We start from the raw sequence: 16,010 nt of genomic DNA, 5'->3' as shown, positions 1-16,010 counted from the left end.
CGCGGGAAGCCCCCACACGGGAAGCCCAAAAGATTGATTGTCCGTCTGCAACCCCGTCTAGAACAATCCGCCCTGCATGAATTCGTCTTCTAGAGGCTCCTCGTCCTTGTCATGGAAGGCATCCTCGCCATGCTCGGCAAGCTCACGCTCAGCCATCTGCGAACGGTTGCGCAGAATGCCATCAAGCCCCACCGCCTGGGGGGACACCAGAAACGCGCGATCATTGATGCCATCCAAGTACAGGCCGTTCATCGATTCGACGCGGGAGAGAGCCACATACCCCATGCCGGACGCGAAAGTCCGACGCAAATCCATCCGTGCGCGGTCGAGAGTCATGCCCTGCGATTTGTGGATGGTGATCGCCCATGCACAGCGCAGCGGCACCTGCTTGACCGAGGCGAGTACCGTTTCACCGTCCATCATCTCCCATGCGGCGGGTTGCATGACGACGATATGCCCGTTGTCGAAGCGGACCATCGGGTACTCGTCACCGTCACGATTGGCGACGAAATCAACCACGGTGCCGAGCGAACCGTTAACATACTGCTGATTGGTGTCGTTGCGCAAGGCCATCACCGCCGCCCCGACCTTGAGTGTCAAGAGTTCCGGTGCGAGCATGGTGCTTTTCAGCCGTTTGATGAGGTGTACCGGGCCGGAGGCCTGGGCTTCGTAGACGTGCTCGCGGCTGTCGATTTGCGCGAGTTTACGGTCGTTGAGCTCATCGGTCTGCCGGTTGTTGGGGAACAGATAGACGGCGACATCGTCTTCGGCCGGCTCGACGCCAATGCGGGCCTCCAACGCCGCGCGATCGGCATCGCTGACCGCCCCGTGCCTGATGTCGGTGAGCACGTCAAGCAGCTGGCCGGAATCCTGACGATGCTGTTCGGTCAGATAACACACAACAGGGTTGAGTTCCGGCCATACCAACGATTCCGTGACAAAACCCTCCGGATTGCGCCCTGCCCGCTCATACCGCTCACGCATGGCGACCATTTCCGGCGGCGGAACAACAAGTTCGCGGTCCCGCTTGGCATGGGCGACCGGGGGCAGCTGGAACAGGTCGCCGGACATGACGACCTGTAGCCCTCCGAACGGCTCCGGATTGCGCCTGACCGCGCGGCATGCCTGATCGACCATGTCGAACAGCCAGGCGTGCATCATGGAGATTTCGTCGATGACGAGGATATCGGTCGCGCGGATACGCTTGCCACGACGCGTCTTGATCTGTTTGAGCAGGCTGTCAGTCATCGCCTCGGCGACGCCGACACCGCTCCACGAGTGGATGGTCTGCCCGTTCAGATGCGTCGCCGCAATGCCGGTGGATGCCGTAACCGCCACGGACGCCCCGCGCGCCCTGGCCTGTTTGACAAATTCGTTGAGCACATAGGTTTTACCGGCCCCCGGGGCGCCGGTGAGGAACACGCTGGCGCCGGCATCCAGAATCCTCAATGCGTCAGTTTGCAGCATCGGCGTGTCTCCTTCGGCTTTCCCGCTGCCGGAGCATGGCGTCGATGATGCGCAGTACGCCATACTCGGTGTTTGCCGGGGCGATATACCGCGCCTCGCGCAGCAAATCCGGGTAGGCGTTGGCCATCGCGAAGGACCACTCCCCCGCACCCAGCATCTGCAAATCGTTGAGATAATCGCCGAACACCATGGTTTGCGCGGGCGTGATGCCCAGCTGTTCTTGCAAGGCCACGACTCCGCGGCGCTTGTCGGTGCGCGCGTCCATGATGTCCACCCAATGCGCTCCGGAAACGACCACCTGATAGCAGTCGCGCAGCGGGGCAAACAGGGTGTCAGCGGGCACACGCACATCGCCGAAATCGAATACCGCCACCTTGAGAATCCGGTCGGCGTGCGGCCCCATCACCGCTTCATGCAGGTCGTCGAGGAAGGCGAGACGGTGGTAGTACTTGCGGCATTCGTCCACGAACGGCGTGTCTTTGCGGTTGGTATACGCGCTGTGCTCGCCGCACACCACCATGCCGACATCATGGCCTTGAGGCAAGTCAGCGCCCGCCAACAGGCCGATCATTTGTGCCACCGCGTGGGCAGGCAGCGCGGTCACACCGGTGGTGCGGCCCCGGGCGACCACAAGATTGCCGTTCTCGGCGATGAACGAGCCGGTCGGCATGGCGTCGCCGAACATGTCACGCAGCGTGAAAATCTGTCGCCCGCTCGCCGGTACGAATTCAATGCCAGCGCGTTGCAAGCGTGCGAGCAGCGGCCAGAATCCCTCAGGAATCCGGCTGTCGCCGTCCAGTAATGTGCCGTCCATATCGGCGACGACCATCGCGATATCACTGGAAAGCGGCGTGGATTGAGTCCATGGTGTCGCGTTCATGCCTGGATCCTTTCAGCATTCTGATTCACGAATAGCGGGGCGGCAGCGTATCGGTTCAGTGCCAGCAACGTACCGGTTTCATACCGGTATGGTCGCCGGCAACAAGCCGGTTCCGTGCCGGCTTCGTGCGGTGCGGCAATCGGCCGAGCTGTAGCGGGCAAAAGCGGCCGTCAGCAGTCAAATGACGGCCTCCCTGACGTTACTCGAGGGCGTTGCCGTTCTTCTCGTACGTGCGCAGCAGACTGGTCGCCTCGATGTGGCGAGCGCCAGCCTTAGCCGCCTCGGCATCCGGGCCTGGGGCCGGGACGAAGAGCAGATCGCGGTAGTAGCGCAGCTCGTCAATGGATTCGATGATATCGGCGAGCGCACGGTGGCCGCCGTTCTTCGCCGGACGGTTGCGGTAGACGTCCGGATACCAGCGGCGGGCGAGCTCCTTGATGGTGCTCACGTCGATGACCCGGTAGTGCAGGTGCTCCATGAGGCCGGGCATGTAGCGGTCGAGGAATTTCTTGTCGGAGCCAACGGAATTGCCGGCAAGCAACGGCTTGACCCCGTCTGGGGTGAACCGCGCGACATACTCGGTCACCTTGCGTTCGGCTTCCTCAAGGCTCAGCCCGTGCTCCCATTCGTTGATCAGGCCTGAACGGGTGTGCATGGCGCGCACGAAATCATTCATATGGGCGACAGCCGCGTCGGACGGCTTGACGACATAATCCACGCCCTCGTCGAGCACGTTGAGGTCGAAATCGGTGGGAACGACGGACACTTCGCACAGCTCGTCGTGGAAGATATCCAGTCCGGTCATCTCGCAATCAATCCAGATCATGCGCGAATCTTGCGCGGTATAGGTCTCTGCGTCATGTGCGTCTACCATGGTGCCTCTTTCCTCATGTATCAACGGTCATGTCCGACTTCGGCGGCATGCGAACCCCCACGGACCGGACCTCTCAGGTTACCGCGGGGGTGGGAGAAGCATCGCGTCTCAGATTTGCGAACGTTCCTCGGCGGCTTGGATCTCGGCTGCGACCAGATCGTCATCGACCTTGCGGTCGGCGGGATCGTCGAGATAGTGGTCGAATTCGTACAGCACCGAATCTTCGGGCGCCGGTGTGAGCAGCGAGACGACGACGATGAGCAGCAGCGAGATGATGAACGCGGGCAGCAGCTCGTAGATGGCGAAGACACCGCCGAGCGGTTTGATGAGATTATGCCAGATGAGCACCGTGACCGTGCCGCCGAGCATGCCGGCGATGGCACCGTACTTGTTCGTGCGACGCCAGTACAGGGACAGGAGCATCAGCGGGCCGAAGGACGCGCCGAGCCCCGCCCACGCGTAGGAAACGACCTGGAAAATCGAGGAATTTTGGTCGAAGGCCACGAAAATGCCAAACAGGAACATGACCAGCAGCGTGGTGCGCGCCACCATCATCACCTGCTTGTCGGTGGCCTTGCGGTTGATGACACCGCGGTAGATGTTCTCCCCCACCGCACTCGCACCGATAATCAGGTATGACGAGGAGGAGCTCATGGATGCGGCGAAAATGCCGGACACCACAATGCCGCACAGGAAACTCGGCAGCAGCGCTTGGGCAATCACGATGAAAATGTTCTCTGCGGCGGCCTGCGTGCCGAACTGGGTGGGCATCATCGCGCGTCCCGCGAGACCGATGCACACGCCGCATGCCAGTGAAATCACGCACCAGGTGGTGGCGATGATCCTAGATTTGCGGATCTCCTCGGAGCTGCGAATCGACAGGAAGCGCACCAGCACCTGCGGCATGCCGAAGTAGCCCAGCCCCCAAGCGAGCATGGAGATGATAGTGATGATGCCGTAATCCGTGGGCGCGCCGAAGACCGCCTTGCCGTCGCGCACGATTTGTTCGCCCATGGAGTTGAGCACCGGGGTGGCCAGATGCGTGCCGTCGAGGAAGCCCGGGATGCCACGCAGGAAGGTCACGGTGTTATCCACGCCACCGACCGAGACGATCGAGCCGATGAACACGACGGCGAGCGCGAAGAACATGAGCATGCCCTGGATGAAGTCGGTGACGACCACAGACAGGTAGCCGCCGATCAGTGTATAGGCGAAGACGACGGCCGCGCCGATCACCATCGTCAGGTGATAATCCCAGCCGAACAGCGTGGAGAACAGTTTCCCGACCGTTACGAAGCAGCTACCCACGTACACGCAGAAGAAGATCAGGATGATGAGCGCGGCGATGGTGGAGATGACATTCTTCGTGTCATGGAAGCGTTTGGAGAAGAAATCCGGCACGGTGATGGCATCCCCCGCGACGACCGAATATCGCCGCAGACGCCGGGCCACCAGCCGCCAGTTGAGATAGGTTCCGATCGCCAAGCCGATTGCCGTCCACATGGCGTCTGCGGCGCCGGTGAAGTAGGCCAGACCGGGCAGACCCATGAGCAGCCAGCCGCTCATGTCGGAGGCTTCGGCGCTCAGGGCCGTCAACCACGGGCCGACACCGCGACCGCCGGCGAAATACTGTTTCGCTGAGGAGTTCGAACGTTTCGAATAGGCGAATCCGATGGACAGCATGGCGATGAAATACAACACCATGGCGAGCAGTACCCAGAAGTCTTTGGTGACCATACCCTTCTTCTCTCAATCATGACGATGCCGTGTGCAGCCTATCCGTGTGGCGGGCAGACATCTTTCGCTGGTCTCTTTCGTCGGTAGTACCAAAAAGGCGGCCGCTCTGATGCGCTGGCAACAGGGCGGCCGCCTTGCAATCCGGCAGCAATCCGCGGAATCACGCCCGCGGGGCTGTCAGGACATCAGTTGTTGTGGAAGCCGGAGTAGTTCGGCGCTTCCGCGGTCATAACGATGTCGTGCGGATGGGATTCACGCAAGCCAGCGTCGGTGATGCGGATGAAGCGGCCACGCTCCTGCAGTTCCTTGATGTTGTGCGCGCCGACATAGAACATCGACTGGTGCAGGCCGCCGATAAGCTGGTAGAGCACGGCGTTGAGCGGGCCACGGTACGGGACTTCGCCTTCGACGCCTTCCGGCACGACCTTGTCGTTGCTGGTGACATCGGCCTGGAAGTAGCGGTCCTTGGAGTAGGACTTCTTGCCGCGCGGGGCCATTGCGCCCAGCGAGCCCATGCCGCGATACAGCTTGTACTGTTTACCATGCAGCAGGACCTTCTCGCCCGGGGCTTCCTCGCAGCCTGCGAGCACGCCGCCAAGCATGACGGTGCTCGCTCCGGCGACCAGCGCCTTGGCGATATCGCCGGAATAGTGGATGCCACCGTCGGCGATGCACGGGACACCCGCGGCCTTGCACGCCTGGGCGGCCTCATAGACAGCCGTCAGCTGCGGGACGCCGACACCGGCGACCACGCGGGTGGTGCAGATGGAGCCCGGGCCGACACCGACCTTGACCGCGTCCGCGCCGGCGTCAATCATGGCCTGGGCGCCTTCGCGGGTGGCGATGTTGCCGCCGATGATCTGCACGCCGTTGAACGCCTTGTCGGCCTTGAGGCGACGAATCATGTCGAGTGCCAGACGGGCTTCGCCGTTGGCGGTGTCCACGACGAGCGCATCAACGCCGGCCTCCATAAGGGCGGAGGCACGCTGCCAGGCGTCACCGAAGAAACCGATGCCTGCAGCCACGCGCAGACGGCCCTGGTCGTCCTTGGTGGCGTCCGGGTACTGCTCGGTCTTCACGAAGTCCTTAACGGTAATCAGACCGGTCAGATGGCCCTCGTTGTCCACGAGCGGCAGCTTCTCGACCTTGTACTTGGCGAGCAGGCGATGCGCGTCTTCCTTGGAGATGTTGGACGGACCGGTGATCAGGTGGTCCTTGGTCATGACGTCCTTGACCTCGAGACGGTCGTAATCCTCGGAGGGAATGAACCGCATATCGCGGTTGGTGATGATGCCGACGAGCTTGTTGTCCTTGTCCACGACCGGCAGACCGGAGATGTGGAACTTGCCGCACAGCTTGTCAAGGTCGGCGAGCGAGACTTCCGGGTTCACGGTCAGCGGGTCGGTGATCATGCCGGATTCGCTGCGCTTGACGATATCGACCTGAGCGGCCTGATCGTCGATGGACAGGTTGCGGTGGAGCACGCCGATGCCGCCGTTGCGGGCCATGGCGATAGCCATGTCGGATTCGGTGACGGTATCCATGGCCGCGGAAATCGCCGGAGTCTTCATGGTGATTTCGCGGGTGAGGTGGGTGGTGGTGTCAACTTCAGACGGAATCACATCCGTCTCGTTCGGAAGCAGCAGCACATCGTCATACGCGAGGCCGAGCTTGGCGAAAATCGGAGGGACTGGAGCATATGCTTGTGCTTGCGTGTCAAAATTTGAAGCCATAACCACACTATAAGGTCGTGACCTGACTTGCGACACGCGAACGGCCGAAATGGGCGTCATTACGAGCTTTTCGAGCGCAGCGGCACAAGACATGGACCGTGGGCATCGCGCCGCAATCCCGCATCCGCCTGCTGGTAGACAGGCCCGATCACGCTTGCGACGGACGATCCGTGTCCCTTTCCGTGTCCTTTCCCGCATCCCGCGATTCATTCCCAGCCTCGGAAGTCGGCCGATCGGCGCCCCGCCCCGACTGCGGACACACATGCTGAGCGGCATGGTGCTTCGAATACGCGGCGTCTTCCTCCATAATCTCCGGAATCCTCCTGCGCAGATACGGCAACATGGTGAGCACGGTCAGCACCGCCGCAGCGACAAGGAAGCCAATCACCACATATCTGACCGGGAAGAACAGGATGGTGACCGACCCGAAGGAAATCAGCGCGGCCCAACCCCACAGGATCAGCACCGCCCCTTGGACGGAATGGCCGATTCTAAGCATCCGGTGATGCAAATGCATACGATCGGGATGCATCGGCGACTGGCCTTTGCTCAAACGCCGCACAATGGCCAAGCACATGTCCAGCACCGGCAGGAACAGCACAAGAATCGGCAGCAAAATCGGCATGAATACCGGGACATACACGCTCGTGTGCAACGAAGCCGGATCCAAATGTCCGGTCATCACAATCGACGCGCAGGTGATCAGATAGCCGAGCAGCATCGAGCCGGAATCGCCCATGAACAGTTTCGCAGGATGCCAGTTGTGCAGCAGGAAGCCGATACAGACCCCGACCAACGCGACATCGATGAGCGTAGCCATCGATGCGTAACTGGGTGACGAGCGCGCGAGAATATACGAATACAAGCCGAACGCGATACCGCCGATGGCGACAATGCCGGCGGCAAGCCCATCCAGGCCGTCCACGAAATTCACCGCGTTGATGGACGCGACAATCAGGAATGCGGTGATGGCCATCGACAGCGTTGGGGACGCGGTGACCAAGGACCCGAGTGGCAGCGAGATAATCTGCAGGCCACCCCACGCCACGAACACGGAGATGAGCAGCTGACCGGCGAGTTTGAGCATCCAGTCCAAATCCCACAGGTCGTCGGCCATGCCGAGCAGGCAAATCATGATCGCGCCCGCCATAACCACCCAAGCCTGATGATTCGCTGTAAACAAGCCGGAAATGAACGGGATGCGGCTGGCGAACAGCATGGCGACCACGAATCCGATCAACATGCCCAAACCACCCATGCGTGGGGTCGGGATGGTGTGCACGTCACGTGCGCGAACCCTGCCAACCGCGCCGATATGAATGGCGATATGACGAATCAACGGGGTGATCAGCCATGTGGCTCCCCCGGCGACCGCGGCGATGAACAGGTAGACCCTCATGCGCCCAATCCCCCGCCGTTGATGTGCAGGGCTTCGCGAATCGCCGCCTGATCGATGACGCCTTCGCGCAAGACGTTGATGCCGTCGCGTTCCGTCGGGTCGGCCGCGACCACCGTACTGGCAATATGGCCTTGGGTTGGGCCGCCATCAAGATACAGATCGACCTGGTCGCCGAACGCGGCGACGGCCTCGTTAACGGTCTGGGCGCTTTCATCGCCGGACCGGTTCGCGCTGGAGGCCGCCACCGGGCCGGTCGCACGCAGGATACGCAAGGACAGCGCGGAATTCGGCACGCGGATCGCCTGTGTCGCATGTCCATCGGATTCATGGCGAATCGTCTTCAACCGGCAATCCTGTTCGGCAACGGCAATCGGCGAAAACGCCCCCGGAAGGAAGGCCGCGGCGAGACGGTTCAACGGGGCCGGAAGGTACAGGCCCAAATCCTCCACATTGTCGGCATCGGCCATGATCACTTGCAACGCCTTGTACCTTGGACGCCGCTTGAGTTCGTAAATCCGGTCGATGGCCTTGCTGTTGAACGGATCGCAGGCGATACCGTACACGGTGTCCGTGGGGATGACGATAACCCCGCCATCCTTGATAATCTGCGCCGCCCGCGCAATGGACCCGTCATCGATTGTGCATACCTCGCCCATAAAACCTCCGATTGTTTCACCACTATTGCACCATCGCGTCCCGACGTGCCGGCCGGCGTGCGCTCGGGCCGCAAGACGCGACGTGCCGGGCGGCATCACTTGATTGCGAACAGATACCGCGGCCGTGACGTGTAATCCAAGCCGGTGCGCGCCTGCGAAAAGCCGTTCGACAGCGCATAGGTGAGCATCCGGTCGGCCTGGGTAATGTCATGCTCAAGCACCAGCGCGCCGCCTTTGCGTAACAGGGCCGCGGACCGGCGGACGATCCGTTCCGGAATCAGCGTGCCGTCAGCCGAACCGCCGTACAACGCCGCCTGCGGATCGTAATCACGCACCTCGGGTTGTTGCGGCGGCTGGGATATCGGCACGTATGGCGGATTGGTGACCACAAGATCGACCGAACCGTCCAGCGCGGCCAGTGTGGTCGTATCCGTGGCGTCCCCGGCCTGGAGGTGATAGTTGTAGCCAGCCGCGGGATCGTTGCCTGCGACCAGTTTGGCGTTGCGTTTCGTCCAAGCGAGCGTCTCCGGGTACTTCTCCACAGCCCACACTTCGGCGCCGCGCACTTCGGTGACGATGGACAGGCCGATCGCACCGCTGCCCGCACACAAATCCACGACTTTCGGGGCGTACAGGCCTTCGCGGGTCAGCCAATCGATGCCTGCCTGCACTACGACTTCGGTTTCCTGACGGGGGATGAACACGCCCGGTCCGACCTGCAAATCGAGGTAGCGGAACGGGACATGGCCGACAATATATTGCAACGGTTCACGCGAAGTGCGACGGTCCATCATCGAGCGGAAATCGGCGAGCTGACGGTCGCTGGCTTCGAATCCGTCGCCCATGAGCAGGGCTTTGTCAATGTCACGCGGGCTGGTGCCGCAAGCTTCGGCGAACAACAATCGGGCGTCGTACCGGGCGGTTTCGATGCCCGCATCCTTGAGCCTGTCGGTCGCTTCGGCCAGCATTTGCCTGAGTGTTTCGATGCCCATGCGCGATAGAACTCCCTTCGATTGGACCATACCCGGCGATTGGCGGTCATGACGGCGATGCTGGTCATGCAGGTCATGCCGCATGGCCGTCTGGTCGTCATGTCGCCAAACCGTCATGTCGTCATACCGCCATACGAGTGTACAGGTCAGGCCGCGTTCGCGCCTTGATGCTTCTGCTGTTCGAGACGCGCAGCCTCGTCGGCCTGAATGTCGCTGTCAATCACCGCTTGCAGATCGCCGTCCAGCACCTGGTCGAGGTTATACGCCTTGTAATTCGTGCGATGATCGACGATGCGGTTCTCCGGGAAGTTGTAGGTGCGGATGCGCTCGGAACGGTCCAGCGAACGGACCTGGGAGTGGCGCATATCGGCAGCTTCGGCGGCTTCCTGCTCGTGCTTCATGGCCAGCAGGCGGGATTTCAGGACACGTAGCGCGGCCTGGCGGTTCTGGATCTGCGACTTCTCGTCCTGCATACTCACGACGATGCCGGTGGGGATATGGGTCATGCGCACCGCGGAATACGTGGTGTTCACCGATTGGCCGCCGGGGCCGGAGCTCATGAAGATGTCAATCTTCAAGTCTTTCGGATCGATTTCGATCTCGTCGTCATCATCGTCGGCTTCGGGGAACACGATGACACCGGCAGCGGATGTCTGGATGCGCCCCTGCGATTCGGTGACGGGGATGCGCTGCACGCGATGCACGCCGCCCTCGTATTTCAGGCTCGCCCAGACGCCGTCCTCCGGCGCAGGGGTGCCTTTCGCGCGGATGGCGAGCTGGACGTCCTTGACGCCGCCGAGTTCCGTGGTGTTCTCGCTTTGGATGGTGGTGGTCCAGCCGCGCTTTTCGGCATACCTGAGGTACATGCGCAGCAGATCGCCGGCGAAGAGGGCGGCCTCCTCACCACCGGTGCCGGCTTTGATCTCCATGATCACGTCGCGGGCGTCATCCGGGTCACGGGGAATCAGCGCAGTGCGCAACGCTTCCTCGGCCTTCGGCAGTTCTGATTCCAGACGCTTGGCTTCAGCGGCGAAATCCTCGTCCTCGGATGCCATTTCCTTGGCCGCTTCAAGATCGTCAACCATTTGACGGTATGTGTTGTATGCGGTGACGATGGTGCCGAGTTCAGCATGACGGCGGCCCAGCTTGCGGATTTTGTCGGGGTCGGACGCGACTTCGGGCTGCGCCATCTGCCGTTCGATATCGTGATACTCCTCCACTGCGGTCTGCGCTGCAGGGAATTGATCCTGTGGATCCTGTGCCATATACCATTCCTCGTTACCGTTGCACGTGTTCGCGCGTCTGTATATCCGATTTGCCGCATTCCCGGCAGTCCCCGGCGCCGGCTGTGTGCCATAGGCGCCGCGGCGACGACCAGGCGTATGTCAGCGATTGCGCTTCATCTTGCTCAACTTCACCATCATATAGGCATGCTTGGCCAAGGTGCGTATTCGCACGCGACTCGGGTGCGAGACGGGCGGCGGACGTGTGAAGAGCGAGTGCGGGCGACGGACGGCGGGCGACGACACAGATGGCAAGTGCGGGAGACGACGTGCGGAATGCCGATGCGGGAGACGATGGGCAAAGCCGGGACGACGGATGACAGCTGGTGTGGGCACTGGTTGCTGGCCGCCAATCGAGGCGGCATGCGGCCCAACCATCGCACCACACGGCGATACCGCCCTAGGACTGGTCTAGAGCTGCCGATACCTCAGAGCAGTGCAATCCAACCGTCACACTGCGGCGAGATAACTGGAGGCATATGGATGCCGGGCAAGCCGCATTGCCGTGAACGCGCCAGAAAAACAACAACGCCAGTCCGAAGACTGGCGTTGATAGAAGCCTTACTTGCTGCGCTTGCCGTAACGCTTCTCGAAGCGAGCCACGCGGCCGCCGGTATCCAGAATCTTCTGCTTGCCGGTGTAGAACGGGTGGCAGTTCGAGCACACGTCAACCGTCATATGATCGCCAGCGGCGGTGGAACGGGTGACAAACGTGTTGCCGCACGAGCAGGTGACCTGCACGGCGTGATAATCGGGATGAATACCCTGCTTCATGGTGTGTCTCCTATGGAATTCGGGGGACCCGGGTCGCCAGCCCCTATGGCGGGCGTGAACCGGAACCGTCAGTATTGTACGCGCCATTACGGACGACACGCGAATGAGCCCAAGGCGTAGCAGCAACGCAGCCGACACCAGCCAATCAAACCGCGAGCCGAAACGACGCCGATAACAACACCGAAAAGGTAGTGGGGCCTCACGGGCTTGAACCGTGGACCGGCGGATTATGAGTCCGATGCTCTAACCGACTGAGCTAAGGCCCCACGTTGGAGAAAACCAACTTTTCCAATATAGCAAATCCCCTAACCGCACGCGCCCGTATCCGGAGTTCCGAGAAACGGATACTGACGACACGCGGGATTCCGCCTATGCATTCAACGACAAGAATCAAAGGATTCGGCCATTACCGAATCAGCCGGCCAGCCCAACAACAGGCACCGACAACGGCACCGGTCACATACGTCGACGGAATACTCCGACAACGTATGCGGGTCAGTCTGCCAGACCGCGGACCGCACGACCGGAAGCGAACCGGTCAAGCGCACCCGTCCGGGCAATGGCAAGATACAGGAACCAGCTCATGATGCCGGCGAACACCACGCCGCCGACGATCTCGCTGATCATATGCGTGATGCCACGAGGGCTAATCAGCGCGACGCCCTGATACCTGAAGAACAGCAGATAGAACCCGTATTCAATCGCCACGCACAACCCCGAGACGATGCTCATCGGCAGATTGTACTTGCGGTAGCGAGCCAGCGCGAACGGAATCTCTGCGAACACGCCTTGCAGCGCTGCGGAAATGAAGACGAAGGAAAACGCGAAATTATTGCCGAACACCATCTCGGCGACCGCGCCGACAAGATTCACATACACGGCGGCACCGGGCTTGCGGATGATCAGCAATGCAAGAGGGCCGGAAAAATACCAGAACGCATGCAGCACGCTCGCGATGCCTGGCAACAGCGCGCCCAACACCGGCGAAATCGCCTGATACGCGAAGTTAAATCCCCAGAAGACTAGCCCGCATGCGACACCGAGCGCGGCGCCGACGGCGATATCGGCGGTGGTCCAGCGCAACGTGATCGGACGTGCGGATGGCACAGCGCCGTTGCCTTGGAAAGATGGATATGTTGATTCGGTCGAATCGACCTGATTGCGAGCAAAGTTGCCCATGGGATTCTCCTGTCCCTCATGGCCGCACACAGTATTGTCTCGGAACTCGGGCGTTCCTTGACCTGTGCGGCTCGGGCGGGAACGCCACAAGCCATGGTAGCGGGCATGCACACAAACGGGAACCCGATGCGGCGTGTTCCCGGCGCGTTCTCGGCAGTTCCCGAGATGTCCTCGGCATGTTCTCGATTTCTCCCGGGGAGCCCGGTTACTGCTGCTCGTTGATGAACATCTTCATCGCGTTATCCGCGATGACCTTGGTGGCCGCCAAATCAAACCCACCGCCGATAATACCGCCGACGGGTTTGTCCAAGGTCACGCATCCTCAGACATACGTAATGCGCCGAATCCGAAATCACGACAGCCGATGGACTTCCGTCATGTTGAGCATGCCCAAACATACGCAACCCGTCACATCAACAATGAAGCCCCGCCTGCTTTGTACACAGACGGGGCCAAAACGAAAGGCAGCGGCTCAATCAGTCGCTGCAGCAACGGGAGCGGCGGTTGCGGCAGCAGGCTGCTTGGTCGGCTTGCCGTCGAGGGAATCACGCGGAATACCGTACTTGTCATCATGGCGGCGCCACCAGGCGGAGAGCACCGAACCGGAGATGTTGTGCCACACGCTGAAGAACGTGGACGGGATCGCGGTGATCGGCGTCGATGCAAACGATGTCAACGCGAGCGTGGCGCCAAGGCCGGAATCCTGCATACCGACTTCGAAGGTGATGGCCTTCTGCTGCGCATAGCGGAAGCCCTTCGGATACACCTTGTACATGAGCTTCGAGAAGCCAAAACCAAGCGCATAGCCGCACAGGTTATGCAGAATCACCACGGGAATCGCCAGCAGCGTTTCGGAGCTGAACAGCTTGGCGGCGTTCGCGGACACGACCACGCCGATGATCAACAGAATCGCGACCTGCGAGACAATCGGCAGCACAGGCGTGACCTTTTCAATCTTCTCCTTGAAGATCATATGGCACGTGACACCGAGCGCAACCGGCACCAGCACAATGGTCAACGCGCTAAGGAACAGCGACTGCCACGGAATCGCCACATAGCGGGAGGCGAGCAGCTGCATCAGCAGCGGAATCATGAACGGGGCGAGCAACGTGGACAGCAGACCAATCGACACGTCGAGCGCGACATCGCCACGCGACAGGAAGCTCATCACGTTGGACGACGTACCGGACGGGCAGCAGCCCACCAAAATCACGCCGACAGCGATCGCCCCATCAAGGTGGAAGATCCAGCACAGCAAGACAGCAACCAACGGCATGATCACGTAGTGGGCGACAGTACCGACAATGACCATCAACGGCTGTTTGATAATCCGAGCAAAATCATCAACCGACAGCGTCAGGCCCATACCGAACAGGACAATACCGAGCAGATAGCCCGTATATCCTTTCGCCCATACGCTAATCGCAGGCACGAAATAGTTGATGGCAGCCCACACGATAACAATCAGTGTGAACCATTTGGTCAGCCAGGAGGCGGCTTGCTTTACTTTCTCCATGTGGATTTACCCCTTTTCCGCCGAATAACAGGCGTACTGGGCATCTTAAACGGGAACGAGGCAATTGGACGATGATGGTCAGGATGTGGAATTTCGTCTGGCGGGTACGTCGAATGACAACAACCGGCACCACAAGAGTAGCGCCGAACAAGGGAAACAAACGTGCCCGGAACGCGATTCGAACGCGCGACACCCGCTTTAGGAGAGCGGTGCTCTATCCACTGAGCTACCCGGGCAACAGATGATATTGTACACACAACCGCCCACCAGCTGTGTGCACCCGTTGTCACCGTGTTTGTGCGGCCCGGATCAATGCACCTGCGAACGCTTACAGAGAGCGCCTGCGCAGAGCTCGCCGAAGCCCTCCTATAGTGGGAGTCATGATCGACCATATGACCTTGCATGTCAGCGATGCCAACCGTTCCATTGAGTTTTACACGAAAGCGCTGGCACCACTCGGGTACCTTCCCAAAGCCCATCACGAGCCAACTATCGGTTTCGGGGTGGATGATGGCACGCCGCACAGCGATTTCTACGTCTCCCCCGCGCAGCCCGGGACGACTCCAGCACCGACCCATATCGCGTTCCGCGCGGATAGCGAGCAGACCGTCAAGGCGTTTTATGATGCGGCGCTGGCAGCCGGTGGCCGCGACAACGGAGCCCCGGGACCGCGCGCGTACCATCCGGGGTATTACGCGGCGTTTGTGCTCGACCCGGACGGCAACAATATTGAGGCGGTTGTCGATTGGTCGCATCCACAAGCCGACAGGCAGGCGTAACGGACCGTCAGCGTATCGCAGCGTTCAAATCGCGTCCGCTACACTGCGGCGTCTTGGCAGAGCACGGCGTAAGATACGCAACTACACGACCGGCTACGGGCATGGCACACATTGCGTGCGCGAACCCATGCACGCGGCCGGCCAAAGTGTCGCATGCAGGAAACACAGCAATAGCGGTAAGGAAGTTGGTATGAAAACCACAGTATTGGTGTTCCACCCGAATCTTGAGACCTCACGGGTCAACAAGGAACTCGCGCAAGCCGTGCTCAACGACCCCAATCATGACGTGACCGTGCGCGACGAATACGCCACATATCCCGACGGTCGCATCGACGTCGCCGCCGAACAGCGTCTCGTCGAGGACTCGGACCGGATCGTCCTGCAGTTCCCCTTCTACTGGTACAGCTCCCCCTCGCTGCTCAAGCTATGGGAGGACAAGGTGCTCGAATACGGCTGGGCGTACGGCTCGACCGGGCACGCGTTCGAAGGCAAGGAAATCATGCTCGCCGTTTCCGCCGGCAGTGGCGAAGCGGACTATCAGCATGATGGCTCGCACCATGCGACTATGGAGGAGCTGCTCAAACCGTTCGCAACCATGGCTGACTACGTGGGTGCGCGCTATCTGCCGCCGTTCGTGGTGTACGGAGTCGGCGCGGGCATTGACGACGACACGCTTGCCGCCACCGCACGACGCTACGCGCAGGTCATCAACGAGCCGGCCAAGTAAGTCACATTCGCGTC

At 60.8% G+C, this 16,010-nt stretch carries 14 protein-coding genes and 2 tRNA genes; 2 read left to right on the top strand and 14 right to left on the bottom strand.

Annotated elements, in window-relative coordinates; translation table 11 throughout:
- Nucleotides 1-57: 57 nt before the first annotated feature.
- The 14 genes from ACTQYB_RS03145 to ACTQYB_RS03080 form a co-directional block, all read right to left on the bottom strand.
- Nucleotides 58-1,467, bottom strand: a complete 1,410-nt coding sequence (locus tag ACTQYB_RS03145; protein ID WP_441481851.1) for a PIF1 family DEAD/DEAH box helicase — start codon at nucleotides 1,465-1,467, stop codon at nucleotides 58-60.
- Nucleotides 1,454-2,347 (bottom strand): Cof-type HAD-IIB family hydrolase, encoded by an 894-nt coding sequence (locus tag ACTQYB_RS03140; RefSeq protein WP_441481850.1) that lies wholly within the window; start codon nucleotides 2,345-2,347, stop codon nucleotides 1,454-1,456. Before ACTQYB_RS03140 ends, ACTQYB_RS03145 begins: the two co-directional genes overlap by 14 nt.
- 199 nt (nucleotides 2,348-2,546) lie before the next feature.
- Nucleotides 2,547-3,221, bottom strand: a complete 675-nt coding sequence (gene orn / locus ACTQYB_RS03135) for an oligoribonuclease (RefSeq protein WP_015450816.1) — start codon at nucleotides 3,219-3,221, stop codon at nucleotides 2,547-2,549.
- 108 nt (nucleotides 3,222-3,329) lie between these two features.
- Entirely contained in the window at nucleotides 3,330-4,958 is a 1,629-nt protein-coding gene (locus ACTQYB_RS03130) for a sodium/proline symporter (protein WP_441481849.1), read from the bottom strand.
- Nucleotides 4,959-5,143: 185 nt separating this feature from the next.
- Complete coding sequence (gene guaB, locus ACTQYB_RS03125; RefSeq protein ID WP_015450818.1) at nucleotides 5,144-6,691, bottom strand: IMP dehydrogenase; 1,548 nt, start codon at nucleotides 6,689-6,691, stop codon at nucleotides 5,144-5,146.
- A gap of 148 nt (nucleotides 6,692-6,839) precedes the next feature.
- The gene (locus ACTQYB_RS03120) at nucleotides 6,840-8,090 is read right to left on the bottom strand and encodes an MraY family glycosyltransferase (protein WP_033506281.1); all 1,251 of its coding nucleotides are present in this window, start codon (nucleotides 8,088-8,090) and stop codon (nucleotides 6,840-6,842) included.
- Nucleotides 8,087-8,746, bottom strand: coding sequence for an L-threonylcarbamoyladenylate synthase (locus ACTQYB_RS03115; protein WP_321046283.1), 660 nt, complete (start codon nucleotides 8,744-8,746; stop codon nucleotides 8,087-8,089). Before ACTQYB_RS03115 ends, ACTQYB_RS03120 begins: the two co-directional genes overlap by 4 nt.
- A gap of 95 nt (nucleotides 8,747-8,841) precedes the next feature.
- Nucleotides 8,842-9,738 carry a peptide chain release factor N(5)-glutamine methyltransferase gene (gene prmC, locus ACTQYB_RS03110; protein WP_441481848.1) on the bottom strand — a complete coding sequence of 299 codons (897 nt, stop codon included), beginning with the start codon at nucleotides 9,736-9,738 and terminating at the stop codon, nucleotides 8,842-8,844.
- Between the two features lie 146 nt (nucleotides 9,739-9,884).
- Entirely contained in the window at nucleotides 9,885-11,003 is a 1,119-nt protein-coding gene (gene prfA / locus ACTQYB_RS03105; RefSeq protein ID WP_033506277.1) for a peptide chain release factor 1, read from the bottom strand.
- Nucleotides 11,004-11,582: 579 nt separating this feature from the next.
- Entirely contained in the window at nucleotides 11,583-11,795 is a 213-nt protein-coding gene (gene rpmE, locus ACTQYB_RS03100; protein WP_029575932.1) for a 50S ribosomal protein L31, read from the bottom strand.
- Nucleotides 11,796-11,987: 192 nt separating this feature from the next.
- Nucleotides 11,988-12,061: transfer RNA gene (locus tag ACTQYB_RS03095), tRNA-Ile, on the bottom strand.
- Nucleotides 12,062-12,290: 229 nt separating this feature from the next.
- Nucleotides 12,291-12,974, bottom strand: a complete 684-nt coding sequence (locus tag ACTQYB_RS03090; protein ID WP_441481847.1) for an ECF transporter S component — start codon at nucleotides 12,972-12,974, stop codon at nucleotides 12,291-12,293.
- 472 nt (nucleotides 12,975-13,446) lie between these two features.
- Nucleotides 13,447-14,490 carry a bile acid:sodium symporter family protein gene (locus ACTQYB_RS03085; protein WP_441481846.1) on the bottom strand — a complete coding sequence of 348 codons (1,044 nt, stop codon included), beginning with the start codon at nucleotides 14,488-14,490 and terminating at the stop codon, nucleotides 13,447-13,449.
- Between the two features lie 163 nt (nucleotides 14,491-14,653).
- Nucleotides 14,654-14,726: transfer RNA gene (locus ACTQYB_RS03080), tRNA-Arg, on the bottom strand.
- 144 nt (nucleotides 14,727-14,870) lie between these two features.
- Here ACTQYB_RS03080 and ACTQYB_RS03075 point away from each other — a divergent pair.
- Together ACTQYB_RS03075 and ACTQYB_RS03070 are read left to right on the top strand one after the other, a co-directional pair.
- On the top strand, nucleotides 14,871-15,269 hold the full coding sequence (locus ACTQYB_RS03075; RefSeq protein ID WP_033506272.1) for a VOC family protein: 399 nt from the start codon (nucleotides 14,871-14,873) through the stop codon (nucleotides 15,267-15,269).
- A gap of 190 nt (nucleotides 15,270-15,459) precedes the next feature.
- Nucleotides 15,460-15,996 carry an NAD(P)H-dependent oxidoreductase gene (locus ACTQYB_RS03070; protein WP_033506269.1) on the top strand — a complete coding sequence of 179 codons (537 nt, stop codon included), beginning with the start codon at nucleotides 15,460-15,462 and terminating at the stop codon, nucleotides 15,994-15,996.
- Nucleotides 15,997-16,010 lie beyond the last annotated feature (14 nt).

The organism is Bifidobacterium sp. LCP19S3_E9, from assembly GCF_052121135.1.
In the GTDB taxonomy this organism is placed as follows: Bacteria; Actinomycetota; Actinomycetes; order Actinomycetales; family Bifidobacteriaceae; genus Bifidobacterium; species Bifidobacterium thermacidophilum.
This window is presented reverse-complemented; position numbering and strand designations above follow the sequence as displayed.

Bases quoted from the DNA above. Each gene is read 5' to 3' on its own strand.
- ACTQYB_RS03075 (WP_033506272.1), top strand. From the start codon at position 14,871: ATGATCGACCATATGACCTTGCATGTCAGCGATGCCAACCGTTCCATT.
- ACTQYB_RS03070 (WP_033506269.1), top strand. From the start codon at position 15,460: ATGAAAACCACAGTATTGGTGTTCCACCCGAATCTTGAGACCTCACGG.
- rpmE (WP_029575932.1), bottom strand. From the start codon at position 11,795: ATGAAGCAGGGTATTCATCCCGATTATCACGCCGTGCAGGTCACCTGC.
- ACTQYB_RS03090 (WP_441481847.1), bottom strand. From the start codon at position 12,974: ATGGGCAACTTTGCTCGCAATCAGGTCGATTCGACCGAATCAACATAT.
- ACTQYB_RS03130 (WP_441481849.1), bottom strand. From the start codon at position 4,958: ATGGTCACCAAAGACTTCTGGGTACTGCTCGCCATGGTGTTGTATTTC.
- orn (WP_015450816.1), bottom strand. From the start codon at position 3,221: ATGGTAGACGCACATGACGCAGAGACCTATACCGCGCAAGATTCGCGC.
- ACTQYB_RS03115 (WP_321046283.1), bottom strand. From the start codon at position 8,746: ATGGGCGAGGTATGCACAATCGATGACGGGTCCATTGCGCGGGCGGCG.
- guaB (WP_015450818.1), bottom strand. From the start codon at position 6,691: ATGGCTTCAAATTTTGACACGCAAGCACAAGCATATGCTCCAGTCCCT.
- ACTQYB_RS03120 (WP_033506281.1), bottom strand. From the start codon at position 8,090: ATGAGGGTCTACCTGTTCATCGCCGCGGTCGCCGGGGGAGCCACATGG.
- ACTQYB_RS03085 (WP_441481846.1), bottom strand. From the start codon at position 14,490: ATGGAGAAAGTAAAGCAAGCCGCCTCCTGGCTGACCAAATGGTTCACA.
- ACTQYB_RS03140 (WP_441481850.1), bottom strand. From the start codon at position 2,347: ATGAACGCGACACCATGGACTCAATCCACGCCGCTTTCCAGTGATATC.
- ACTQYB_RS03145 (WP_441481851.1), bottom strand. From the start codon at position 1,467: ATGCTGCAAACTGACGCATTGAGGATTCTGGATGCCGGCGCCAGCGTG.
- prmC (WP_441481848.1), bottom strand. From the start codon at position 9,738: ATGGGCATCGAAACACTCAGGCAAATGCTGGCCGAAGCGACCGACAGG.
- prfA (WP_033506277.1), bottom strand. From the start codon at position 11,003: ATGGCACAGGATCCACAGGATCAATTCCCTGCAGCGCAGACCGCAGTG.